Origin of the sequence: Nocardia nova (genome assembly GCF_002933465.1) — a bacterium.
In the GTDB taxonomy this organism is placed as follows: Bacteria; Actinomycetota; Actinomycetes; order Mycobacteriales; family Mycobacteriaceae; genus Nocardia; species Nocardia nova_B.
This window is the reverse complement of sequence record NZ_PSZE01000006.1, coordinates 58,331-82,774: the sequence shown is the minus strand read 5'-3', so window position 1 is coordinate 82,774 and position 24,444 is coordinate 58,331. Positions and strand designations below refer to the sequence as shown.

19 protein-coding genes and 1 pseudogene are annotated in these 24,444 nt (G+C 68.9%); 7 read left to right on the top strand and 13 right to left on the bottom strand.

What is annotated here, in order from left to right; all coding sequences use genetic code 11:
- Positions 1–20: 20 nt before the first annotated feature.
- Positions 21–458 carry a hypothetical protein gene (locus C5E41_RS09560; protein ID WP_104375487.1) on the bottom strand — a complete coding sequence of 146 codons (438 nt, stop codon included), beginning with the start codon at positions 456–458 and terminating at the stop codon, positions 21–23.
- Between the two features lie 525 nt (positions 459–983).
- Between C5E41_RS09560 and C5E41_RS09555 the strand changes: the two genes are divergently transcribed.
- On the top strand, positions 984–4,292 hold the full coding sequence (locus tag C5E41_RS09555) for a BTAD domain-containing putative transcriptional regulator (RefSeq protein ID WP_181063178.1): 3,309 nt from the start codon (positions 984–986) through the stop codon (positions 4,290–4,292).
- Between the two features lies 1 nt (position 4,293).
- Here the strand turns inward: C5E41_RS09555 and C5E41_RS09550 are convergent, their stop codons facing one another.
- The 8 genes and pseudogenes from C5E41_RS09550 to mftF all read right to left on the bottom strand — a co-directional run bounded on the left by C5E41_RS09550 (position 4,294) and on the right by mftF (position 14,757).
- Positions 4,294–4,698 carry an ArsR/SmtB family transcription factor gene (locus C5E41_RS09550; protein ID WP_104375485.1) on the bottom strand — a complete coding sequence of 135 codons (405 nt, stop codon included), beginning with the start codon at positions 4,696–4,698 and terminating at the stop codon, positions 4,294–4,296.
- Positions 4,695–5,354 (bottom strand): SRPBCC family protein, encoded by a 660-nt coding sequence (locus C5E41_RS09545; protein ID WP_104375484.1) that lies wholly within the window; start codon positions 5,352–5,354, stop codon positions 4,695–4,697. The genes C5E41_RS09550 and C5E41_RS09545 overlap by 4 nt, the downstream gene beginning before the upstream one ends.
- A gap of 156 nt (positions 5,355–5,510) precedes the next feature.
- Entirely contained in the window at positions 5,511–5,699 is a 189-nt protein-coding gene (locus tag C5E41_RS09540) for an MbtH family protein (protein WP_104375483.1), read from the bottom strand.
- A 221-nt stretch (positions 5,700–5,920) separates the two neighbouring features.
- Complete coding sequence (locus C5E41_RS34930) at positions 5,921–6,673, bottom strand: AMP-binding protein (RefSeq protein WP_258080873.1); 753 nt, start codon at positions 6,671–6,673, stop codon at positions 5,921–5,923.
- Positions 6,674–6,838: 165 nt separating this feature from the next.
- Positions 6,839–7,791, bottom strand: a pseudogene (locus C5E41_RS34925) (condensation domain-containing protein); the annotation flags it as partial.
- A gap of 29 nt (positions 7,792–7,820) precedes the next feature.
- On the bottom strand, positions 7,821–11,405 hold the full coding sequence (locus C5E41_RS09535; protein ID WP_258080860.1) for an amino acid adenylation domain-containing protein: 3,585 nt from the start codon (positions 11,403–11,405) through the stop codon (positions 7,821–7,823).
- 434 nt (positions 11,406–11,839) lie between these two features.
- Complete coding sequence (locus C5E41_RS09530) at positions 11,840–13,213, bottom strand: GAF domain-containing protein (RefSeq protein WP_104375482.1); 1,374 nt, start codon at positions 13,211–13,213, stop codon at positions 11,840–11,842.
- 146 nt (positions 13,214–13,359) lie between these two features.
- Positions 13,360–14,757 (bottom strand): mycofactocin biosynthesis glycosyltransferase MftF, encoded by a 1,398-nt coding sequence (gene mftF / locus C5E41_RS09525; RefSeq protein ID WP_104375481.1) that lies wholly within the window; start codon positions 14,755–14,757, stop codon positions 13,360–13,362.
- Between the two features lie 372 nt (positions 14,758–15,129).
- Here mftF and mftR2 point away from each other — a divergent pair, with 372 nt between their 5' ends.
- Positions 15,130–15,753 (top strand): mycofactocin system transcriptional regulator MftR2, encoded by a 624-nt coding sequence (gene mftR2, locus C5E41_RS09515; RefSeq protein WP_104375479.1) that lies wholly within the window; start codon positions 15,130–15,132, stop codon positions 15,751–15,753.
- Positions 15,754–15,806: 53 nt separating this feature from the next.
- Positions 15,807–16,868, top strand: coding sequence for a ferredoxin--NADP reductase (locus C5E41_RS09510; protein WP_104375478.1), 1,062 nt, complete (start codon positions 15,807–15,809; stop codon positions 16,866–16,868).
- 72 nt (positions 16,869–16,940) lie between these two features.
- Here the strand turns inward: C5E41_RS09510 and C5E41_RS09505 are convergent, their stop codons facing one another.
- The 3 genes from C5E41_RS09505 to C5E41_RS09495 all read right to left on the bottom strand — a co-directional run bounded on the left by C5E41_RS09505 (position 16,941) and on the right by C5E41_RS09495 (position 20,006).
- Positions 16,941–17,690 carry a DNA alkylation repair protein gene (locus tag C5E41_RS09505; protein WP_104375477.1) on the bottom strand — a complete coding sequence of 250 codons (750 nt, stop codon included), beginning with the start codon at positions 17,688–17,690 and terminating at the stop codon, positions 16,941–16,943.
- A 189-nt stretch (positions 17,691–17,879) separates the two neighbouring features.
- Positions 17,880–18,659 (bottom strand): glutamate racemase, encoded by a 780-nt coding sequence (locus tag C5E41_RS09500; protein WP_104375476.1) that lies wholly within the window; start codon positions 18,657–18,659, stop codon positions 17,880–17,882.
- Between the two features lie 159 nt (positions 18,660–18,818).
- Positions 18,819–20,006 carry an NAD(P)/FAD-dependent oxidoreductase gene (locus tag C5E41_RS09495; RefSeq protein WP_104375475.1) on the bottom strand — a complete coding sequence of 396 codons (1,188 nt, stop codon included), beginning with the start codon at positions 20,004–20,006 and terminating at the stop codon, positions 18,819–18,821.
- A 201-nt stretch (positions 20,007–20,207) separates the two neighbouring features.
- Between C5E41_RS09495 and C5E41_RS09490 the strand changes: the two genes are divergently transcribed.
- Both C5E41_RS09490 and C5E41_RS09485 read left to right on the top strand, forming a co-directional pair.
- The gene (locus C5E41_RS09490) at positions 20,208–20,555 is read left to right on the top strand and encodes an SPW repeat domain-containing protein (protein WP_104375474.1); all 348 of its coding nucleotides are present in this window, start codon (positions 20,208–20,210) and stop codon (positions 20,553–20,555) included.
- The gene (locus tag C5E41_RS09485; protein WP_104375473.1) at positions 20,555–21,184 is read left to right on the top strand and encodes a TetR/AcrR family transcriptional regulator; all 630 of its coding nucleotides are present in this window, start codon (positions 20,555–20,557) and stop codon (positions 21,182–21,184) included. Before C5E41_RS09490 ends, C5E41_RS09485 begins: the two co-directional genes overlap by 1 nt.
- 89 nt (positions 21,185–21,273) lie before the next feature.
- Here C5E41_RS09485 and C5E41_RS34410 read toward each other — a convergent pair whose 3' ends face one another.
- On the bottom strand, positions 21,274–21,537 hold the full coding sequence (locus tag C5E41_RS34410; RefSeq protein WP_219823126.1) for a hypothetical protein: 264 nt from the start codon (positions 21,535–21,537) through the stop codon (positions 21,274–21,276).
- Here C5E41_RS34410 and C5E41_RS34405 point away from each other — a divergent pair.
- Both C5E41_RS34405 and C5E41_RS09470 read left to right on the top strand, forming a co-directional pair.
- Positions 21,530–22,033, top strand: coding sequence for a hypothetical protein (locus tag C5E41_RS34405; protein WP_219823125.1), 504 nt, complete (start codon positions 21,530–21,532; stop codon positions 22,031–22,033). The two genes, C5E41_RS34410 and C5E41_RS34405, sit on opposite strands and share 8 nt — an antisense overlap.
- 130 nt (positions 22,034–22,163) lie before the next feature.
- Positions 22,164–24,341, top strand: a complete 2,178-nt coding sequence (locus tag C5E41_RS09470) for a hypothetical protein (RefSeq protein ID WP_104375472.1) — start codon at positions 22,164–22,166, stop codon at positions 24,339–24,341.
- Positions 24,342–24,444: the final 103 nt, after the last annotated feature.

The window sequence follows — 24,444 nt, the reverse complement described above, 5'->3', positions numbered from 1 at the left end:
AAACGCCGGCGGTGAATTCCTCAGCTCGCGGCGACGAAAGTGAACGGGCCGAATTCGCCGACATGTCCGAGGATCCAGTCCCAATGCGAAACCGGGTCGACGACCACACCGGCCTGCAGCAGTAACCGCCAGCCGAGCTCGTCGCGCTCCCAGACGTCGCCGTCGGCGTCGACATAGAGGCCACGAGTGACTGGTTCCGGTTCTGTGACGGAATTCTCACCCGGTTCCGCGAAGGCGCCGAGCATCCCCTCATCCGGGCGGTCCGCATGAATTCCGCCGCCGACCAGGGCGTGATCGGCCAGTTGCGCGACGGCGCGGGCCATGGCCACGAATTGACCCGCCGGCACCGCGATCACCTCGTCGGTCCGCATGAACAGTTCTCCCGCCTGATCGTCGTCGTGAAAGAGGGCCACGATGTCCGGCACGGTGGGCCGGGGACGGATCCTGTTCTGACTCATGATTTCTCCTGCCCTGCGCCACCGAATTCCGTTACCGCGTTCTGTGACATTCGAACCATTCGAAACCTCCCCATCCATCAGGGTTGTGAACGTAGCCTCGCCCATCCCACTTCTGGTTCACTTCCGGCCGAATCGGGCGCCAACCAATTGGACCGATATCGAGAGCAATTTCGAAGTTGCGATGAAATGTACGAGCCGAGGATGGTCATCCGGCGCGATACAGCAGTTCGACCGAAAAAGTCACAATTGCATTACAAGCCGCTCACCTCGCCACTCAGGATCGAACCACGTGTGGCGCAATCTGGAACCACCGGGACGTGATGCACAACACACGCGGGCCGGAACTACTACACGGAATGGATATAACGATTTGGCAACCATGAAGCTAACGACAGACAGCGTCGAAAATTTAGAGTAGAGATTCTGATTTAAATCAGATGTCCAGCGTAATGGCCGTCCGTCGGCTGCTGAACGGGACGGGCCATGGGGAAGGTGTCCGGGATGTCACGGTTGCAGGGGCATGGTATGGCTGATCGACGCATCCATGTCCTCGGCCCGATGCATATCGCACTCGACGGAACACCGATCCGCCTCGCGGGCCGGCTCACCCGGGCCCTGCTGGCGCGCTTGGTGATCGCGCAGGGCCGCGCGGTGTCGACCGATCGGCTGGTCGACGAGCTGTGGGACGGGGAACCCCCGCCGAAGGCGACCTCGGTGCTGCAGGTGCACATCCACAACCTGCGGCGGGTGTTCGAACCCGAACGTCCCGCCCGCGCGCCGGCGACGGTGGTGGTGTCGGAGGGGCTCGGCTACGCGCTGCGGTTGCGCGACACCGAAGTCGACGCCTGGCAGTTCGAATCGCTCCTGCACGACTATCTCCAAGTGAGCGGGGGCGCCCATGCCCCAGAGGCGGCCACCCGCACCCGCATGTTGGATATCGCGCTGGCCTGCTGGAACGGACGCGCGCTGGAGAGTTTCGCCGATTGCGGCTGGGCGGCGGCCGAGGCGGCGCGGCTGACCGATCTGTATCTGACCGCCGGTGAATTGCGCGCACAGGCCGCGCTGGAACTCGGCCGCACCACCGAGGTGATCAGCGGCTTGCGGCGCACCGTGGAGGACCGGCCCGACCGCGAGGAGAGTGTGCGGCTGCTCGCCCTCGCGCAATATCGGCTGGGACAGCAGACCGAAGCGCTGGCGACACTGCGGCGCACGGCGGAATTCCTCACCCGGGAAATGGGACTCGACCCGGGGCGGCGCATCCAGGAACTGGAGACCGCGATCCTCAACCAGGCGGTGCCGGTGCTCGAGTCCACCCTGCCGACCACGCCCATCGCGGTGCGCGCCGACCTCGTGCGCGACATCGCGCGCTCGCCGGCCGAGCCGAACGAGCGGGCCGACAGCGTGACGGCACCCGGATACCCGGTGCAGTGCAAGGTCGTCCTGGAGGCGGCGTGCGAGGCGGCCGAACATGGCGCCCGGGTGGTGTGGATCTGCGGCGGCGCGGGATTCGGCAAATCGGCGCTGGCCGAGGCGGTCGCCACGGAACTGCGCCGCCGCGACTGGGTGGTCGCGACCGGACGCTGCCCGGAGGTGGACGGGGCGCCGCAAGCGTGGGTCTGGGCCGAGGTCGCCGCGCGATTCGGCGCCGACCTGACCTCACGGCCGGTTCTCGGTGGGGCGTTCGAGATCTCTCGAGTGATCGCCGATCGCTGCCGCAAAGCCGTCACCGACGGCCCGGTCGCCCTGGTGCTCGAGGACCTGCACCGCGCCGACGAGGCCACCCTGCAGATCCTGCGCCAGGCCGTGGCCTGGCTGCACGATCAGCCGCTGCTGATCATCGCCACGCTGCGTGAGGTGGAGGCGCCGCCGTCGGTGCGGGCCGCCGTGGCCGCCCTCGCCGATCCGACCGCCGCGCACATCGAGCTCACCGGTGTCGATCTGGACGGGACGTGTGCCATCGCACGAGCCGCCGGACTGTCCGGTCTGGATAGCGATCTGCTCGCGCTGTTGCACGAGCGCACCGGCGGTAATCCGCTGTTCCTGCGCGAACTCACCGCCGCGATGGCCGTCGGCGGCGATGTCCACGATCTGCCGCCGAGTGTGCGGGGTGTGATCGAACTGCAACTGGCGCGGATGCCGGATGCGGTCCGCGAGGTGCTCGAATACGCCGCCGTCTGCGGGGCGCGGGTGGAACCGGCGACCCTGGTGGCGCTGACCGAACGGACCGAGGACCAGATCATCGGACTCGTCGGCACCGCCGAACTGGCGCGGCTGGTGATCATCGATCCCGCGGGGCGAATCATGTTCGCGCACACGCTGATCCGCGACACCGTCTACGCCGGGATTCCGCAGCTGCGACGGACGCGGATGCATCAGGGGGTGCTGACCCTGCTGGGCGGCTGCCGGCCCGACGACGTCCGCGCGGTCGAGGTGCTGGCCCATCACGCGGTGCGGGCGGCCACCGCTAGTACCGCCGACTCCGCGGTCGACTACATCACGACGGCGGCGCGGCACTGTGTCGAGCGCGGGATGCGCGCGGACGCGGCGCCGCTGTGGCGCACGGTGATCGAACTGCGGCGGCTGGCCGGGCACGAGGATGCCGATGCCTCGACCGCGGATCGGGTCGCCTGCGTGGACGCCTACTGCGAACTCGTCACCGCCTCCGCGTACGCGGGGCGGATCGCCGCGGCTCGCGACGCCCGGGAGCAGGCGCTGCGACTGGCCACCGAATTGGGCGACGGAGAGTTGGTGGTGCGCGCGCTGACCAGTTGGCGCGCGCCGGTGGTGTGGGCGATGCGGGACTGGAGATGGTCGAATCCGCGGCTGCGGCGGGCGCTCGCCGTCGCCTCCGCCCGCGACCAGCCGGTGGCCACCCAGGTTCGCCTGCTCACCACCGCTGTCTTCGAATCCAGCCCGGCCGCGCACCGGCTCGCCCACACCCGTGCCCACGCGGCACTCAAACTGGCCCGCGGTGCCGGCGACGCCGAATTGCAGTGCATGGCACTGAATGCGCTGACTCACCTGGTGCTCGACGGCCATTCGGGCGACGACCTGGGACACCGGGCCGCCGAACTGGAGCGCCTCGCCACGTCGGCCGATCTGCCCCACTATCGTGCTCTCGCACACTATCTGCGCTTCCGTACCGCCTGTCAGAACGTCGACCTGGCCGAGGCGGGACGGCAGGCGGCGCTCGCCCTGGAATTCGCGGCCACGGCACAGGTGCGGCCGTTGACGACCATCCTCGGATACTTCCGCGCGGCCACCGAGATCCTGCGCGGCGATATCGGCCGGGCGGCGCACTATTTCGACGAATGTAGCTCGGCGGGAAAGGATTCCGGCTTCCCCGAGGGTGACGAGGCGGCCCTGATCCCGCTGCTTCCCCTGGGCTGGGCGCGCCGTGATCTGTCACCCGCCGTGGACTGCCTCGCCGAAATCGAGGCCAGCCTCCCCGGCATGCTCACCCAGATCTATATCGTCGCGCTTCTCGACGCCGGCGAGCGCGCCGAAGCCGCCGCCCTCTTCCACCACGGCCCCGAGGTCGACGAGCACTTCTATCCCGTCATGATGCGGGCCCACCGCGCCCGCGCGGCGATCGCCCTCGGTTCCACCGCCGACTGCGCCGAACTCTATCGCCGGCTCCTGCCCGCCGCCGGGACGGTCGCCGGCCTCGAAACCGGTTTCACCCCACTGGATCCGGTGGACGAGATCCTCGCCGAACTGGCGACCGCGTGCGGGGACGGGGTCACGGCGGCCAAGCACCGCGCCGCCGCCACGCGGCTGCGCGAACGGATCCGCAGGCAGCTGGCCACGAACAGCGGACAGCACTGCTGGTGAATCACCCTGCCGCGTAACCGCTTTCGTGCGTGCCCGGGGGAGCCACGGCCTCTCCCGCGCGCCGCTCGCGCTTGCCGCGGGCGATCTCGGTGGCGAGGGCGTCGAGGGGATTCGCCAGCCGATGCAGCGGGTCGAGCAAGGTGGTCAGCCAGGTTCTGGCGATCTCCACGCCGTCCGGGTCGAGGCGGTAGTACCGGCGGGTGCCTTCGGCACGGACGGTGACCAATCCGGTGTCGCGCAGGGTCTTCAGGTGTTGCGACACCGCGGGCTGGGAGATCGTCGTGCTGGCGCGGACCGCCTCGACCAGCGCGCCGGCGGAGTGCTCGCCGGCGGCCAGCAGTTCGAGAATGTGACGGCGCACGGGGTCGCCCAGCGCATCGAAGATGCGGGCGGGTGGGACGGTCATCGAGCTTCCGGGGTGTCCTCTGGTTCAGTGGTGTAGAAGGCGAAGGTCTGGTCGGCGGCGGCTCGGGCCGCGGCGGGGTCGTCGCCGTCGGCGATCGCGGCCGCACCCCACGCCGTGGCGGCGGTGCGGATGAATGTACGGCCTTCCGCGGTGGTATGCAGCGTGAGCGCCACGGTCGGATCCACCGGCTCACCACTGTCCACATGCATCCTCAGGCCCAGCAGGGCGAGGTCCCAGCCGACCCCGACCGCACCGGGCCCGAACTGCGTCCACATGGCCGGATCGATCGGCGCCTCGTGCTCGAGCGTCAGTTCGGTACCGTCGCCGGCCGGGCCGAGGGTGACCTCCAGCCAGGAGATCTGCGGGCCCATCTCCCAGGTGACGGCGAAATGCTTCGGCGCGTCACAGCGTTCGACCACGCCGTTGGCGTTGCCCTCGAGCTGATAGCGGCCGCCGACCTCCAGCGATCCGCTGATCGGCAGGAACCAGCGCGGAATGCGGTCGACGTTGGTCAGCGCGTCCCACAGATCGGCCTGATCGGTGGGATAGCTGCGGCGGGCGACCGCGATCCTCGTGGGGGCGCCGTCGCGAGAGCCGGTGCGGACCTCGCGCGTGACCAGACCCGCGAGGGCGGCGGGATCGGAGAGCAAGGGCATGGCATACCTCCTTCTATAAGTTTCGACTTATATTAGCAGGCGGGCCGAGCCGATGCGAGGAGCGCGTGAACGCCGCGGCGTGCCGGTGCAGGGGGGGGTTCGGGTGGCACGCCGCGGCGCGACGCATTCAGTTGGCTTGCAGACGCATGGCCTCGATCAGCGACTCGGGCGCATATCGGTCCAATGCGATTCGACATAGTCGAGGCAGAGCTGACGCAGACAAGGACCGTGAGCGATCGTCCATCCGCTCGGCACGGCCGCGAACACCGGCCACAACGAGTGCTCGCCTTCATCGTTGGTCAGGACGTAGAACTCGGCGTCGTCATCGTCGAACGGGTTGCTCATTCGATTACCTTTCGTGCGGAACCGTGTCCGGCCCGGCGACTACACCACCGCACCGGGTGATGGTGCGGGCCCGCGGTGTCCGGGCCCGCACCGCGATCAAGCGCCCGGTGTCACCGACACCGCCGATCCGGTGGAGAGCAGGTTCGCGAGGGCGGTGAAGATGCTGCCGAGGCCGGAGCTTCCGGTATCCATCAGTCGAAAATCCTTTTCTGGCGCGGGGTTTACTTCGGGGTGTAGGCGATGCTGGAACCGGAGCTGAGGAAGCTCAGCACCTGGGTGAGGATCGCGGCGTAGTCGACAGTGCCGTCCATACTTTCTTCCTTCTTCCTTTCACGGTCGCGAAACTCGGACGCCAGATAGGCGGTGTCGCGATGCCCGTCGGGTGTGGCGACCACCAGCCGCGCCCCGCTGCTCAGCGGCGCGAACAGCTCCCACACCGAAACGTCGAAGGTGGCCGGGGTCTTGAACAGCACCACGTCGCGCTCACCGATCCCGTACTCATCGGCGATCCAGGCGATCTGGTTGTCGAGAGAACCGCGCTGGACGGCAACGCCTTTCGGAGTTCCGGTGGAGCCGGAGGTGAAGATGACATAGGCGGTGTTGGCCGAACGCACCGGAGCGAGCCGGTCGGCGGCGGTGAGCGGGCGATCGGACAGGCCGTCGAGCTCGAGCGCATCGATCGCGATCGACGGAATGTCCAGATCGGGCGCATCACCGGCGATCAGCATGCGTACCGGCGCGGCGGTCTCGGCCATCTGCCGCAACCGGGCCGGCGGCTGATCCGGGTCGACCGGCACGTACGCCCCGCCGGCGGCCAGCACGGCGTAGGCGGCGATCACCAGCTCGGCCGACCGGCGCATCCCCAGTACGACCAGCGATTCCGGGCCGACGCCCGCGCCGACGAGATGTCGTGCCAGGCGATTGATCCGGGCCGACAGCTCGGCATAGGTGTATTGCCGCTCGCCGTCGACCACGGCCACCGCATCGGGCCGCAGGAACACCTGCCGCTCGAATGCGGCGAGCACGTCGGGAACCGTTCCCCCGGCGCCGCGGCGGCCGGCGTCGATCGCGCGTCGCACCTCGGCCGCGTCGAGCAGCGGCAGCTGCCCCACCGCACGAGTGGGCTCGGCGACCACCTGGACCAGCAAGTGCCGCCACCACCGCGCATAGCTCGCGATGGTGTCCGAATCGAAAAGATCTGTGGCGTAGGTGAACTCCGCCGTGATCCCCGCCGGTGCCGGACCTTCCCCGGGACCGGCACCGGCGAAGCTTTCGGTGACCGTCAGGTGAAGGTCGAACTTGGTCACCGCCGTGTCCAGGGTACTCGTCCGCACGGACAATCCGGGTAACTCGAGGGCGATGTCCTGAGTGTCGGCCACACCCAGCATCACCTGGAACAGCGGGTGGCGGGCCTGCGATCGGACCGGGTTCAGCGCCTCCACCAACTGTTCGAAGGGCAGATCGGCGTGCGCGAAGGCGCCCAGGTCCACCGCCCGGACCCGTTGCAGCAGAGCGATGAACGGTTCGTCGACCGCCACGCGGGTGCGCAGCACCAGGGTGTTGACGAACATGCCGATCAGACCGTCGAGTTCGCGGTGACCGCGACCGCCGACCGGGGTCCGATCACGATATCGTCGCCACCCGAGATCCGTGCGAGCAGCGCGGCCAGCGCGCCGTGCAGCACCATGAAGGTCGAAACCCCCTGGGCGCGGGCGAGTTCGGAGATCCCCGCGTGCAGGTCGGCGGGTAGGTCGAAGCGATAGGTGGCGCCCCGGCCTCCGGCCACCGCGGGCCGCGGCCGATCGGCGGGCAGGTCCAGCTGGTCGGGAATTCCCGCCAGCGTATGCGACCAGTAGCCGAGTTGCCGGGCGGCCAGGGAATCGGGATCTTCGGGGACGCCGAGCCGATCCCGTTGCCACAGCGCGTAATCGGCGTACTGCACCGCAGGCAGCGGCTCGGGGGCATCGATACCCGACCGGCGGTGGGTATAGGCCGCGGCCACTTCCCGCGCCAGCACCGGCAGCGACAGTCCGTCCGCGGCGATGTGGTGGAGCACGATCGCCAGCGCGACATCATCGGCCGCCAGTTCGAAAATCACCGCTCGCAACGGAATTTCGGCGGTCAGGTCGAAGCCCCGTGCCGCCAGCCGCGCCAACTCGACGTCGAGGCCCTGCGCCGCAACGGTTTCCACCGGGAACGACGCCGGCCCCACCTGCCCAGCGGGGAGAATATGCTGCCGGGCCACGAGGTCGTCGTCCGCCGGAAAACGGTGCGCAACACCTCGTGCCGGGCCACCACATCGGCGAGGGCCGAGCGCAGGGCCTCGGTATCGACCGCCCCGGTCATCCGGACCACGAACGGCATGTTGTAGCCGGCGCTATCCTCCTCGAACCGGTTGAGGAACCAGATGCGCTGCTGGGCGGGCGAGAGCGGCAGCACCTGCGGTCGCGGCCCGGCGACCGGCCCGGCGCTCTCGTGCATGTCCTCGGTTTCGAAGGCGCGGTCGATCAGCTCGGCCAGCGCCTCGACCGTGGTGGCCTCGAACAGTTCCCGCACGGTCAGCGCGCAGCCGAGGTCGGCGTTCAATCGCGCAGCCACCTGCGTCGCGACCAGCGAATTACCGCCCAGCGCGAAGAAGTCGTCGTCGAGTCCGATGCGCTCACGGCCGAGCACCTCACCGAATACCTCGGCGACCGCCCGCTCCGAGACCGACTGTGGTCGGCGGTACCGACCGGCGGTCCGCTCGGACGCGGGAAGCGCGGCCCGATCGAGTTTGCCGGAGGCGTTGACCGGCAGCGACGCCAGCATCACGTACGCCGCCGGCACCATATAGCCGGGCAACTCGCGCGCGGCCGCGCCACGCACTCGCGCCACGTCGACCGCGCCGGCGGTGGTTTCGACCAGATAGGCCACCAGTTGCGCACCCGTGCCGGCATCGTCGCGCACCACGACCACCGCGCGCGCGACCCCGGGGACCGCGCCGAGCACCGCTTCGATCTCGCCGAGTTCGATCCGCAGCCCACGCAGTTTGACCTGAAAATCGGTGCGGCCCAGATACTCGAGCTCACCGTCGGCCGTCCAGCGGACCAGATCCCCGGTGCGATACATCCGCGCCCCGGGGCCGGCCTCCGACTCACTGTCCGCGAACGGATCGGCGACGAACCGTTCGGCGGTCAGCTCCGGCCTCCCGGCGTAGCCTCGGGCGAGCTGAACCCCCGACAGATACAGCTCACCCGGAACGCCGACGGGCACCGGCCGCAACCGTGCGTCGAGCACGTACAGCCGGGTGTTGAAGACCGGTGCGCCGATCGGCACACCGGTGGTATCGAGCGGACCCCCCTGATGCGCGGTGACATCGACCGCTGCCTCGGTGGGACCGTACAGATTGTGCAGCCGCGCGCGCGGGGCCGCGGCGAGCAGTCGCTGCGCCAGCGGACCGGGCAACGCCTCGCCGGAGGCGAATACCGCACGCAGCGAACTCAATTCGGAGCCGCCGACCACGCCACCGAGGAAGGCCGCCAGCATCGTGGGCACGAAATGCACGACGGTGACACCGAATTCGGCGATCACCGCGCGCAGATAGGCCGGTTCGCGATGCCCGTCGGGCGTGGCCAGCACCAGGCTCGCGCCGATCTGCAACGGCCAGAAAAACTCCCATACCGAAACGTCGAACGTGGCGGGGGTCTTCTGCAGGACGACGTCGGCGGCCGTGAGGCGGTAGGCGCTCTGCATCCAGACCAGCCGGTTGACGATCGCGGCATGGGTGATCGCGACGCCCTTCGGCCGCCCGGTGGAACCGGAGGTGAAGATGACGTACGCGGGATGCTGCGGCCGCAGCGGCGAAATCCGCTCGGCGTCGGTCACCGGTCGCTCGGAGTGCGCCGACAGGTCCAGTTCATCGATGTCGATCCACCGGGTATCACCGTCGCCGTGATCGCCGGCTGTGGTCAGCACGCAGACCGGCTTCGCGGTCTGGAGCACGTAGCCGATGCGCTCGGCGGGGTGGTCGGGGTCCAGCGGCACATACGCCGCACCCGCCGTCAGCACCGCGTACATCGCGACCACGAGCTCCGAGGAACGCCGAATATGCAGTGCCACCGTCGTTTCCGGACCCGCGCCCCGCGCGATCAGATAGCGCGCGAGCCGGTTGACCTCGGCCGCGAACCCGGCGTAGCCGAGGGTCCGCGATCCGCGCAGCGCGACGGCCTCCGGGGTGTGCGCTGCCTGGCGCTCGAACATCGACACCAGGGTCGCGTCCGCACCCGCCAGTTCGGCGATATCCACCTCGGTGGCATTCCAGATACGGAGGCTGACCTCACGCTCCAGATCGGTCGTGACCGCCACCGACGACAGCGGCCGCTCGGGATCGAGGTCGACCAGCCGCTCCAGGAACCGCACGAAGCGGGCGTGATGGCGGGCGATCTCGTCGGCGCGATACAGATTCGGGTTGGCCTCGAAGTCGACGTGCACCCGGTCGCTGTCACCGTAGTAGACGTTGAGGCTCATATCCTCGACCGGCCCGGTCGAGAGCACGTGGTAGCGACCGGCGGTATCGCCCAGGGTCAGATCGCTGCGGAACAGCATGATGTTGGCCAGCGGCCCGAACAGTGCGCGACGGGTGGCCAGGCCTTCCATCCCGGCGTCGCGGCGGATGTCCTCGTGCCGGTAGCGCTGATGCCGCAGGGCCCCGGCGACCTCGACCCGGGTCTGCTGCAACAGCTGCGCCCAGGTGGCCTGCCCGACCTGCAACCGCAGCGGGACGATATTGGAGAGCATGCCGGCCGAGCGCCGCATCACGGCCGTCGTGCGGGCGGTCACTGGCAGGCTCAGCACCGCCTCGTCGCGTCCGGTCAGCCGGGCCAGATAGGCCGCGAAGGCCGCGAGCAACACCACCGCCGAACTCGAATCATGCGCTGTCGCAAGGTCGTTCATCCGAGTGACGACCTTGTCCGGCAGCCTGCGGCCGTAGACCAGGTTCCCGGCAGCGCGGGGTGCGCTGCGGCCGTTGAGCGTGGTCGCGCCGTCCAGATCGCGGACCCGCTCGCCCCAGTACCCGCGATCGGAGCCGAACCGGGTGCTGTCGCGGTAGCCGCGTTCACCCGCCACCAGCGATTCGAGGCTGCCCGCCTGGGCCGGTTCGGGTTCGATACCGCGCAGCTCGGCGGTGTAGCGCTCGGCGACGCGCATGGTGTTGGTCAGCGCGCCGAATCCGTCGAGAACGATGTGGTGGGCGCGCAGATACCAGAACCATCGCCGTTCACCCACCCGCAGCGCGGCGCCGGCGAACAGCCGGTCCGTCAGCAGATCCACCGGCCGCGTGTAGTCCGCGCGCATCCAGTCGTGGGCGGCCGCGACCGGATCGGGGGTTTCGCGCAGATCGACCGGCACGATGTCGACCGGAAGCCGCGGGTCCACGCACTGATACGGCTCACCGTCGATTTCGCCGAGCCGCACCAGCGTGGACCCGAACTCCCGGGCCGCGTCGACCGAGACCTTTTGCAGGACTTCGACATCGAGGTCGCCGTGCACGTCGACGTACTGGGCGATATTGATCGGAGTCTGCGGATCGAGCAGCTGGGCGTACCAGACGCCGAGCTGCGCCGGCGTCAACGGGAACGGCGACGGATCCGACGTGATCTCGGCGCCGTGACCTTCACCCGGACCGGACCCGCTCAACTCCGAACCCTGCACCAGAGCCTCCTCCATTGACGAAATACCCAGCGACCGAACGCTTTTCGGGCAGCACGAAATAAGCCCCGGGTCGGGCGACGAAGCGGACCCCGGCTTTGCCACGGATGGTTCGGCGAATACACCTCACGCGATCGCGAAGGTGTGAATGAGCGAAATGGTTTGTGTCTCAGTAATTTCGGTGAACCGGTGCGGTCACCAACTCATCCTCGAACTCGACTTCCTCCAACATCGCGGCCCCGAGCTCCCGCGGCCTCATCTCCTGCGTCGGCCGGTGGCGACTCGCGCCACCGTTCATGCAGCGAACACTAAGCCGAAGACTAATAAAAAGGAATGAGATCCTTCAAAAAAACTCGGACTAGCGTCCAATTCGGTCGATCTCGGGGCAGCGATGCGCCTGAAACCACACCGTGACCTGTTCGTGTGAGTCAGGACACTTTCAGACGCGGAGCCTACGAGCCGAAACGTTGCATCTGCGTTGCATCGGCGCCCATCCGCCGGTCGAGCACCCGAATTTTGGCCTCGATCTGAGCATACAGGGCAGAATCGCGATCGGCGGTGGCTCGATAGGCCACCCATGCGGCGGCATCGTCACGTCCCTCGGCGCCCGAGGTCCAACGGCTCAGCACGGCCGCCTCACCGGAACGTAACACTGCGGTCCGCAGCCGCACCCGCAATTCATCGCGGATGTCTATAACTCCGGGAGCGGTCGAACGGGGCAGCACCGGTCCGGTGTAATGGCGGACCGCACTGTGCACATCACCCGAATCCAGCGCCGCGCGCAGCGCCTCCACATCCGTGGACACCGGCACCCGCAATCGATACGGCCGCGAACCGAACACGTCCGGGCCGACCACCGAGCGCAGCCGTGACATAGCGGCGCGGATGGTGGCGTTGTCGAGGTCAGTGTCGTCGAGCAGCAGCGCCAGATGATCGGCGGACAGACCTTCGGCGTGTTCGGCCAGCAACAACAGGATCTCGGCATGCCGCTGCGACAACGCGATGCGCTCGCCGTCGACCGATAGCTGCGGCTGGCCCAGCCCCAGCACCTCCAGCGCCAGCCGGCCGGCGGTCCGCGGTGGCGTCGAATGCCCCACGGGCGCAGGGCGATCCGCGCCTCGTTGTTCGGCGCGCACGGCCGCGAGCACCAGATCCATTTCCGCCGCGGTCGCGGCCGCCTTCACCAGTGCCAGAATCTCCGGACGCGCGACGCGCACGCCGCCGGCGATCATCAGCACGCCGACCAACCGGCCGTCCGGATCGTGGACGGGCGCGGCCGCCCCGGTGAGCTGATGCATCCGGTGCAGAAAGTGTTCCGGGCCGTGGATCCAGGTGGCGCGCCCGGTGCGGACCACCAGTCCGACCGCGTTGGTGCCGATGCGGCGTTCGGACAGATCGTCGCCCTCGCGCAGGCCGACCTCGGCGGCGGCCTCGACCCGTTCGGGATGGCCGTGCACCGACAGCACCCGGCCGAACTGGTCGGCGACGACCACGATCAGGCCGATGCCGGTGGCGTCCTGCAGCAGCAGCTTGTCGACCAGTGGCATCACCGCGGCAATCGGATGGTTGTCGCGGTAGCGCTGCAGATCGGCGCCGCGCAGACCGCGGCCGTCGAGTACATCCATGGGATCGACCCCGCCGCGCACACTGCGCAGCCAGGACTCCAGAACCAGCGGACGCAGCAATCCGGGCAGCTGAGTGAGCTGATCACCCCCGACGCTGAGGTAACCGTGGGCCTGAGCGGCATAGGCTTCCAGCGCACCGAGCTGTGTCCCGGGCTCGCCCCTGCCCTCGGGACGGTTATCGCCTGTGAGATTGCTGACCATTTGCCTTTCTTTCCCGTCCCACACTGTACCGGCGGGTCAGGAAGGGCATGGGGGAAGCATACGGTTTGTCCGACAGGTCACATCGACGTCGGATCGCGGCGAAATGTGAGGTAGGCGGCATGTCGGGGTAAATGTGACCCCGGCCATCAATGCCGCGGCACAGCCGGCCGCAGCGCGGCCACGTTGCGCGCACGCAGCGCGCCCGACCACAGGCCGGTCCCGTACGCGAGATCGTCGAGCCGCTTGCACATCAGATACCGCACCGGATCCAGGCCGCCGGCGTCGCGGTGAGTGAACCAGTCGGCCAGTCCGTCGGCGATCGCCAACGCGACCGCCAACCGGCGGATGCGCCGGGAGGCGATCATCGCCAGCACGGTCACCGGCCAGTAGTGCCGGCACAGCGCCGAGACGATCCGCCACATCCCGGCGGAGAATCCGCGGGTCAGATGAATGGCCGCCACCCGCGTCGGATTGTCGAGTTCGGCGAACACCCGCCGCAGCCGGATCAGCGCGGCGAGCAGCGTGGCGAGCCCGCCCAGGATTCCGGCCCGCGAGGCGGTGGCCAGCAGCGCGGTCGCGGCGACGGTCCAGAACGGCACCGACAGCGGGGCGACCATCCCGGCGTGGCGCCGGGCCAGCGGCGCCGCGGCGGCGCCGTGAGAGACCTTGCGGCCGAACCACTTACCGAACGAGGCCGGTTGATCGCACGCGACGTGCGCGGCGGGCTCGTAACGCAACCGCCAGCCGGCGCGCTCGAGTCGCCAGCACAGATCGATATCGGCGGCCGAGCGCATCTGCTCGTCGAATCCGCCCTCGGCCAGCAGGGCGTGCCGCCGCACCAGCAGGGCCGCGCCCGGGGCGTACGACACCGAGCCCCGCGAACTGACCGCGGTTTCCCGGCGACCGAAATCCAGGGACGACCGCGCGCTCTCGTACCGGCCCAGCACACTGGCATCCGGCTCGCGCGCCACGATGCGGGGCGCGACCAAAGCGACCTCGGGATCGCTGAAATGGCCGAGCATGACCTCGAGCCAGCCCGCGCGGGGAACCACATCGGAATCCAGGAACGCGACGAATTCCGTTGTCGCCGCCTGCAGTCCGGCATTGCGCGCGGCGACCACGCCCTGGCGTGAATCGTGGCGAAGCACGGTGACGCGGCACCGGCCACCGGTCCGCGGAATCCGAACCGGCCGGTCCGAACCGTCGTCCACGACCACCACGCAGTGCCCGCGCAGGGCCGCGAGCAGCCGCTGCAATCCGGCCGCGTCGTTGCAATGCGGCACCACGACAGTGACCTCCTCGGGCGAGGGCAACAGGCGCGGACGCGGGTTGGCCACCCCGGAGTCGAGCAGCCGTCTGGCAACCACCGCGGACTGGGGATCCGTCACTTCGAGATACCCGTCACCGATCAGGGCGGCCGCTTCCGGAGCAAGTTTCAGCAACCTCGTCGGCGAGCCGCCGACCAAGAGCCGTCCACCGGAATAGGTGCGCACCCGAGGATCGATTCGCACCCCGAACCCGTTGGGCAGTCGATCATGGCGCATTCCAAGAATGCTATGCGCTAACCGCCCGCCGGGCATCCCGTGTCGAAAAAAACGGACCGAATTCGACACGAATCCGGCGGCAACCCACCGGCTCCGGCGTTGCGCGAGTGTCAATGACCGTCGACGCTATCTGGCTATCGCACGGCAACATTCACTTCATGATCAACGAGATTCCGCGTGGGACGCGGTGGTTCATCTCCGGCAACTACCGCGCGAGACGCGGCGTCGCCGCGTGTGCCGATCTCCTCCGCGTACCGGGCCGCGACAGGAACGCGCACTCTAGACTGCGGAAGGCAGGCACGTTGAACAGCAGATGACGGGTGGCCGTCAGGCGGGCTGCGCAGGGCTAGAGGTGGCATGGGAGTCGGACGGATGCAGACGAGCGGGGGCGGCAACACACTCTCGGAAGCCGAGATAGTCGAGGCCGCATTGCGCGTGGTGCGCGCCGACGGCGTGGAGAAGCTGTCGATGCGCCGGCTCTCCCGCGAACTCGGCGTCTCGCCGATGGCGCCCTACTACTACGTCGCCGACAAGCGCGAACTGCTCGATCTGGTGGCCAGCGCGGCCCTCACCGGAGTGCGGACCCCACCGCCGGAATTCGGCACCTGGCAGCAGCGCCTGCGCGAGCTCATCGATCAGATCGACGAGAAGCTGCGCAAGCATCCCGGCCTCGGCGATGTGCTGATCGAACAGACGCTGGGCAAACAGCTCGATCTGATCGCCGCTGTGATGGAAATCCTGTCCGATGCGGGCTTCGACGATCGCAATGTGCTCGCCGCCTATGCCACCATTCACACGTATCTGTTCGGCCGCGCCCGGGTCAATCCGCGGGACCGAGCCGCGCTGGCCGACATGCCGCTTCCCGAAGCCGTCGAGCGGGCCGTCAAGCACAGGAGCGATCTGCGCGGCAAATACTCCTACGACTTCGGTATGGATGTGCTGATCGCGGGGCTCGAGGCCCAGCTTGTCCGGCAGCGGGACGGCCACGTATCATAAATTAGAACACGTTCTAGTTTACCTGCTCCAGTGCCCGGCCCCGAGAGGACACCATGACCACCGCCGATCCCGTCGTACCGCACAGCTCACGATCGGCCGTGCTGCGGGTCGCCGCTGTCGTCAACGAGACGGCCGACGCCTGTTCGCTGGTCTTCGACGTGCCCGAAGAACTGCGCGAGCGCTTCGCCTACCAGCCCGGCCAGTTCCTGACGCTGCGCATCCCGAGCGAGCGCACCGGTTCGGTCGCGCGCTGCTATTCGCTGGCCAGCTCGCCGCACACCGATGTGCAGCCGAAGGTCACCGTGAAGCGCACGGTCGATGGATACGCGTCGAACTGGGTGTGCGACAACGTCAAAGCCGGTGACGAGATCGAGGTGCTGCCGCCCTCCGGCGTCTTCACGCCGAAGGATCTGGACGAAGATCTGCTGCTGTTCGCCGCCGGCAGCGGTGTCACCCCGGTGATGTCGATCCTGAAATCGGCACTCGCGCGCGGCACCGGCCGGATCGTACTGATCTACGCCAACCGCGATCCGGAATCGGTCATCTTCGCCGACGAACTGCGCGAACTCACCGACAAGAATCCGCAGCGGCTCGTGGTGGTGCATTGGCTGGAGACGCTGCAGGGCCTGCCCACCGCCGACGGACTGGCCGCGCTGTGCACCCCGTACACCGGTTTCCGCGCCTTCATGTGCGGGCCGAAAGCATTCATGGACCGGGTGCACGACGCACTGGCCCAGCTGGAGGTGCCGCGCAACCGCACCCACGCCGAGGTCTTCAATTCGCTGTCCGGCGATCCGTTCGCCGCCGGCGCCCCGGTCGAGGTCAGCGAGGAGGACGCCGCCGACGCGGCCACCGTGGAAGTCGAACTCGACGGCCAGACCCATTCCATGCAGTGGCCGCGGCGCCGGACTCTGGTCGACATCATGCTCGCCAAGGGCCTGGACGTGCCGTACTCCTGCCAAGAAGGCGAATGCGGATCCTGCGCCTGCACCGTGCTGGAAGGCAAAGTGGAGATGGACAATTCGGAGATTCTCGATCCGGAGGACATCGAAGCCGGATACATCCTCGGATGCCAGGCGCATCCGGTCACCGATCATCTGAAGATCCAGTTCTGAGGGCCGCCGCTGCCGCAGCCGACCGGTAAGCCGTGCGCGGCAGGGCGGACGCCGTGTGGTCGGCGAGCCGGATTACGACGCCTGCCGCTGCGCCCGGTAGGCCGCGCGCGCCGCGGGTTCCAGATGTTCGGTGGCGTAGCTCAGCGCCGTGCGGCCCATATCGTGGGCACGGCGGTCCAGGAATTCGGTGAGCAGGGCGCGGTCCACCCGTTTGCCGACTTCCCGCAGCATCCAGCCGACCGCCTTCTGAATCAGGTCGCGCCGATCGTCGAGCAGCCGTTCGCACAGCGCGAACGTGGTCGAGGCGTCGCCGGCCTTGATGAACGCGAAGGTCGTCAGCAGCGCGACCCGGCGTTCCCACAGCGATTCCGACCGCGTCAGTTCGTCGAGCGGATCGCGCGGCCGTTCCAGTAACCACGGGCCGAGGATGTTCTCGGCCGATACGTCGACCAGATCCCAATTGTTCACGCGCCCGCCGCGCACCGCCGCCAGATACATGTCGACGATTTCCTGTTGCGCGGCAACGTCGTACGTGCGCGGTTTCCCCGCCTTCGCCATGGCATTGTTCGCGATCACCAACGCCGCGAGCCGATGCTCGTGCACCGGACTCCGCAAAAGTTCAGCTATCTCCGAAATGGGTAGTGCAGAAAATCGTTTCGCGACCTTGCGGGTCTGCGGCACGGGCACTCCGATGAAGACGTCGCCCTCGCCGTAGTCCCCGGGCCCGGTTTTGAAGAACCGCCGCAACTCGAGAGCGCGCGCGGGATCCCCGAGCTCGTCCATGGCACGCGCGACATCGGCGGCGGCCGGCGCGGACGTCATGCCCGCACTCCGCCGAAACGGCCCGACGCCGAGTGCGGATCCTTCGGATAACGCGCAACGGTCATGTACGGCAGTATCACTCACTCGTCACCGGATTCCCGGTGACAACGCGTCCGACCGGGGCCGGACACATGCCGATGCGGATCTATTCGGCGAAGGTGCGCTCCACTCGTGAGTGCACGCGCGAAATCAGGCGGTGGGGCAAGCGGTGTCGACCGCTCCGAGCACTCGGCCGGATTCGAAGGCCGCCGCACTCGCGGGCAGTTCACCGGCGCGGCCGCTGTTGTAGACCGTCACCGTGCCGGCGCCGGCCGTCGGCCGGCCCAGGGTGTCGATGCGCCGAAGTGTCTGGCCCGCAACGGCTTCCGCACTGTCGAACAGCCGGACACCCGAGGGCAGCGCGGCCACGATGGAATCGAGGACCAGAGGGTAGTGGGTGCAGCCGAGTACCACCGCCTCGGTGCCGGCGGGAGTCTGCTCGGCGGCGCGGGCGATGGCGTGCTCGACGGCCGGGAGATCCCCGCGGTCGATGGCGTCGGCGAGGCCGTGGCACGCCACACCCGTCACATCGGCGTCACCGCCGAAGCGAGCGATGAGATCGGCCTGGTAGCGGCTCGCCGTCGTGGCCGCGGTCGCCCACACCGCGACCGAGGCACACGCGGCGGCCGCCGGTTTGATCGCGGGGACGGTGCCGATCACCGGCACCTCCGGCCCGACCTCGGCTCGCACCTGTTCGAGCGCGGTGACGCTGGCGGTATTGCACGGCAGCACGATGGCCTCCGCGCCGAGCCGCAACGATCGGCGGGCCGCATCCAGCACCCGATCGATCACCCACTGCTCGGGTTTCGGCCCCCACGGCGCACCATCGGGATCCAGTTGCAGCAGCAGATCGAGGTCGGGACGCAACTTGCGCAGCCACGCCCCCGTCGGCAACAACCCCAGTCCCGAATCGATGAGCGCAACGATCACCCGGCCACTGTATTAGCGTCGCCGCGAACCCCGACGCCCGACTGGTGTATCGGCCCCAGGCGCTCCGCACGCCGGTGGCGGACGGCCCGCTCCGGTGCGACGACCGGCCGAGGGAGCGCGCCGCTTACCCTTCCGAGGCTCGGGTCCGTCCCCGCGCGCTCAGCTCAGGGGTGCGGCGGTCCGTACGTTGGCGGCGAGTTCGGCCCGCATCTTCATGACCTGAGCGGTGCGGCCACCACCGACCACGGCGGTCAGGACCCCGCCGTCGAAGTAGTGCGCCAGGAATTTGCGGCCGTCGTCTTCGATGACGCGGATCTCGTCGGCGCCCGCCGGGGTGCCGAGGACCTGAATCTTCAGGTCGTACTGGTCGCTCCACACGTACGGCACCCGGGCGGCCGTGGGAACATCGCCGCCGAGCAGCGCGGTCACCAGCAGCCTGGCCTGTTCACCGGCGTTGGTCCAGTGCTCCACCCGCTTGTGCCGGCCGTTGTCGTGGCGCCACGCGGCGACATCACCGACCGCCCACACACCCTCGACCGAGGTGCGGCCCACCTCGTCGGCGAGGACACCGCCGCCTACCTGCGGTTCGGCCAGCGGGATGCCGGATCCGGCCAGCCATTCGGTGATCGGCGCGGAGCCGACACCGATGACCACCAGATCGGCGGCGACCGTACTGCCGTCGGCGAGCGTGGCCCCGGTGGCCGCGCCGTCTTCGACCCGCAGCGAGCTCAGTCCGACGCCGCAGCGCAGGTCCACCCCCTCGTCCCGGTGCATGCGCCCGACCAGGCGGCCGACCGCCTCGCCCAGCGCGGCGGCGAGCGGGGTGGGCTGCGGTTCCACCAGCACGACGTCGACGCCGCGGGAACGGAAACTCGCCGCTAGCTCACAACCGATGAATCCGGCGCCGACCACCAGCGCCCGCCGCGCGGTGGCCAGTCCGTCACGCAGTGCGACCGCATCCTCGTGCCGCCGCAGGACGTGAACACCGGCGGCCTCGGGCAGGCCCGGAATCCGCTTGGGGCGCAGGCCTGTTGCGATGATCAGCTGTCCGTACTCGAGCACGGAGCCGTCGTCGAAGGTCACGGTGCGCGCCGCGGTGTCGACTCCGGTCGCGGCCAGGCCCAGTCGCAGCTCGATGTTCTTCTCGGCGAAGAATTCGGCGGGGCGCAGCGTCGTATCCTCGGTCTCGCCGCGCACGAACTGCTTGGACAGCGGCGGCCGATCGTAGGGCAGGCGCTGTTCGTCACCGACGAGGATCAGTCCGCCCTCGTATCCGGCGCGGCGCAATTCCTCCGCGGTGCGCAAGCCCGCCAGACCGGCGCCGACGATCACGATCGGGGCTGTCATCGCTGCGCTCCTGGCTCGGTTCCCACTGCTGGCACGTATTGCTGCACCAATCCACCATAAACTAGAACACGTTCTAGTTTATGGTGACGGGCGCCATATCCGACACAAGTGCAGGAATTTTCCCGAGCAAGTATTGATCGGGCGGTCAACCAGAGTTATACCGAGATCAGAACACAATTCCGCTCACCCGAGGAGGCCCCCATGCTCACCGAAAACCGCACCCTGAGTTTCGTGGCCGTGGCACTGGGCGTCTACACCGCCCTGTCCCCGATCTGGACCGACCACAGCAACCGCGCCATGTGGACCCTGATCGTGCTCGGCGCGCTGATCGCCCTGGCCGGCCTGGTCCAGTTCACTCGTCCGGGAATCGCCGGCACCGATTACGCCATGGGCCTGTTCGGCGTCCTGCTGTTCATCTCTCCGTGGGTGATGAACTACAGCGCCTTCAATACCGCCTCGTGGACCGCGTGGATCGTCGGAGTGCTGACCGTCGTGGTCGCCGTGGCCGCCCTTCCGCAGGTATCGGCACGGATGCATACTGCCCACTGATGCAGAGGCCCACCCCCCATCGAGCGGGGCGTCGCCGCAGCAGCAAGGTCGACGGTGACGCCCGCGCCCTGATCCTGGATGCCGCCGAAAGCCTGTTCGCGACACACGGATTCGACGCGACCGCGACGGCTGCGATAGCCGCCGCGGCCGGCGTTCCGAAGGGGCTGGTCTTCTACTACTTCCCCACCAAGGACTCGATCCTCTCGGCCCTGATGGCCGAGCGAGTTCCCGCACATCCGATCGACGACATCGCCACGGTGGTCAGGCCCGGCGATCCGGCGACCAGCCTGGTGAACCTCGACGCGGCGCTGAATCTGCGCGACCACCACTCCTCGGTGCTGCGCGTGATCATGTGGCGCGAGGCCGATACGCATCCGGATGTGCGAAAACAGGTGCGCCGCATGCGCGATCAGCTGCTCGACGTCACCGCCCGGGTATTGCAGGCGAGTGCGCCCGGGCAGGTGCGGCCCGGGACCCTGCGCGCCTGCGCGGCCGCATGGGTGTCGGCCATGCTCACCATCGCGAGCACCGACCGGCTGCACGCACTGGACGGATTGACACTCGCCGGGGCCGAGGAGATCACGAATCTCTCCCGGGTCGTCGCGGCCGGCATGACCAGCCTGGGCTGAGCCGGCCCGCCGGTTCAGCCAGCGGGCAGCAGACCGTCGACCAACGCGCGCAACCCCTGCTCGTAGGTGTCGGCCGCGGTGAGCGCGCTTCACCGATCGGCCACGGCCGCCAGGCGCGGAAGCTCGCCGGCATCGATATCGGCGAAGACGCGCTCCCGAAACACCGGCCGGTCGTCGTCGCGACGCCGACGAGCCGCAGCGCGGATCAGAATTTCCCCGGCGGTGTAGTACCAGACCGTCCGATAAGCGTGCACTGCCCGATCGGCATCGAGCCCGGCGTCCATCGCGGCGTCCAGAATCGTTTCGGGATACCAGAGCGCGGCCGGGGAGAGCAGGTCGTCGGCGGTGAGCACCCTCGGTGATCCACGGAACCGGGGCCAGGATGTCGTGCATCGCGCGAGCCGCGACGATCAGGCGTTCCCGGGGGTCGTCCGGCAGTTGCGGATGGACCGCACCCGTCGCCACCTCGTCGAGCAGGAGCAGCAGCAGCGCGTCCTTGTCCGGTACGTGGTGATAGAGCGCCATCGGCGTCGCGCCGAGTTCGGTGGCCGGGCGCCGCGAATGCTGCCCGACGGCCGGATTTTCGACGAACAACGCCGCACGTCCGGAGATGTGGAGGGGTGGACGCTGGCGACCTTCCGGGTGGCCACCGACGCCGACGTCCACGGTGACCATTGGGAAATGCATCCGAGCGGAGAGGAGCTGGTGGCGCTGCTCTCGGGCGGAATCCGGATGTATCTGCGCGAGGCCGGCGACGCGGCGGAACCGGTATCACTGCGCGAGGACAGGCGTTCATCGTGCCGCGGGGGCATTGGCATCGGATCGAGGTGGATGAGCCGAGCGAACTGATGTCGCTCACCCTGCGCCGCGGCACCGAACTCGAGAAACGGACGGATTGAGCTGCGGCGCAACGGCGGCGGAAACCGTCGCACACCCCGCGAACTCGCACCCCGAAAGGTGAGCGATAAGAATGGGGTGTATGACGGATCCCGCCAATGCCCGTTTCGGAGAACCCCATACTGCACGAGAGGGGCACCGACTGACCCGCTCCGAGGAGGAATCGGGTCAGCAGACGGGGAGCAGCGGACGCGCGCACGGCGGCGCCGAGAAGTTCGGGCTGCGCTGGGACGGAGCCGAATTCGGCGATTCGAGCCCCGGTGCGACACCATCGGCACTGCCCAGCCGCAGTACCGCCGAATCATCAGGCGAGGGCGTTTTCGGTCCGCCCGCGGGGGGCACGCCCACCGATATCCCGTCCGACTCACCCGAATACCTCACCGGCGGTGCGGTTCCGGCACCTCCGCCCGCACCGCCGCTTCCCGTCCGGGACACCTCGGCGGGGCGCAACGGCATTCCGCCACTCCCCACCCGAGAACCCGCGCAGCGCAGCATGTTCGCCTCGCCGTTCGACGCGGATTACGAGCAGAGCGCGGCGGAGCCGGTGGACTATCGGACCGCGCCGGCCGACGAATCCGGGCCGACCTCGAGCTTCGCGGTGACCGCGGCGGAGATGCCCGCGGTGGATCCGGGTTCCGGCGCCCTCGCAACGCCCGCCGGTCCCGGCGCCGCCGCAGAGGCGACGCCCGAAAAGCCCGCGTGGGACATCGAACTCGACGCGGCAGCCCACGATCCCGAGGACACCGTCCGCCGCATCGCGGAGAGTCTGGGTATCGATCCCGGGCTGCAGCGGCGTTCCCGTACCGGCACATCGGCCGACAGCAAGCCCACCGATGCGTCCCCCTCCGGACGGCCGGATCCGCAGCGATCCGGTGCGGCCGAACCGGATGCCTCGCCCACCGCATCCGTTCCGGTCCCACCGAAACTCCCGATGCGGCTCCCGGCCCCGGCCGAGGGCCTCGCCCGCACCGAACCGGCAGGCACCGCAACGGAACCCGGCGCCGCGGGGGCGACGGCGAGCACCGAGCCGACAGCCACCTCCGCCGCCCCGGTGAGCGATGGCGAGCCCCGCAGCGCTGCAGCGGCAGGCGACGATGAAGCGGCAACCGGACTCGCGAAATCGGCCGGCGACAGCGCGCAAACCCTGGTGGCCACCCGGGCCGACGATGGCCATCGGACGGCGTTCGCGGCAGCCACGGGCTCGATGGCAAACAACGAGCGGCAGACCACCCCGCCGTCGCCGACCGAACCGGCGGCCGGCGATACCCGGCCGACGACAACCGACGCGGCAGCCGATGGCGAACAGCGCACGCCCCGCATCACACAGGCCGATTCGGCCGCCGACAGCGTGGGTCTTGCCGCGAAACACACTGTCGCCGAATCGGATTCGGAGATGGGCACTGTGGCCGAGGAGAGCGAACAGCCGTCTCCCGCGGCGCGGCTACCGCACCGGCATTCGAACGAACCGGCCGTCTCCGACCGCGCGGACACGACGAACCCCACGCACTCCGATACGACAGACGGCACGCCACGAGCCGACTCCAGCCATGCGGAATCGTGGCAGGACACCGACACGTTCCCGGCACTTCGCAGTCGCACGGCGGGCACCCCGTCCGTTCCCCGCCCACGCCCGTTCCCCGCACGCAACGGCGCGAAAGTCGCTCTGCGCTCCGCCCCCGCGAGCACCGTCGCCGAACTGTCCGATACCGACATCGTCCATCGGACTGCCACGAACGACAGTGCCGCGCACGCGGTTCCGATCAGCCGACACCGATCGCCCACGAACGGGAGGCGAATCGACGACGTCTCCGCACGCAACGAGTCCCGGGAAACGGCCGCGCCACAATCGGATCCGGCGACCGACGCCGCGCACGTCGAATCGTCCACGACCGACCCGAGGATCGGCGGGCGCCGAAGCCGCCGCGCCGCCGCCGATCCCCCCGCCGGTGACCGACCGGAGGACATCGCATCCCGCGCCGGCCTCGCCCCGACCTCCCGGCGCGCGGCCCGCCGCCGCGCCGAAACCCCCGGCGAACCCCCGGCCATCGACGTCGGCCTGGTGATGCAATTACTGCTGGCCAGCCACACCTTGGAGAACGTGGCCCGCAACGCCGAAGCCGGCGACCTCGACCTGAACGGTCTCATCACCGCCGCCCACCGAACCCGCACCGCCGCAGTGGAACTCGTCACCACCTGGTTCGGTGGCGCCGACCAGATGCGCGAATTCGCCGAAGCCCTACTGGCGGCGACCGAACCGTGAGCCGGCGGTCACCGCGGCGAGCCTGAAGTCCGCGTCGGCTGACCGGGGCCCGCTCCCGCGAACTGTTACGTTGGTAATTCCGCCGGCGTCACGAACAGCTGTG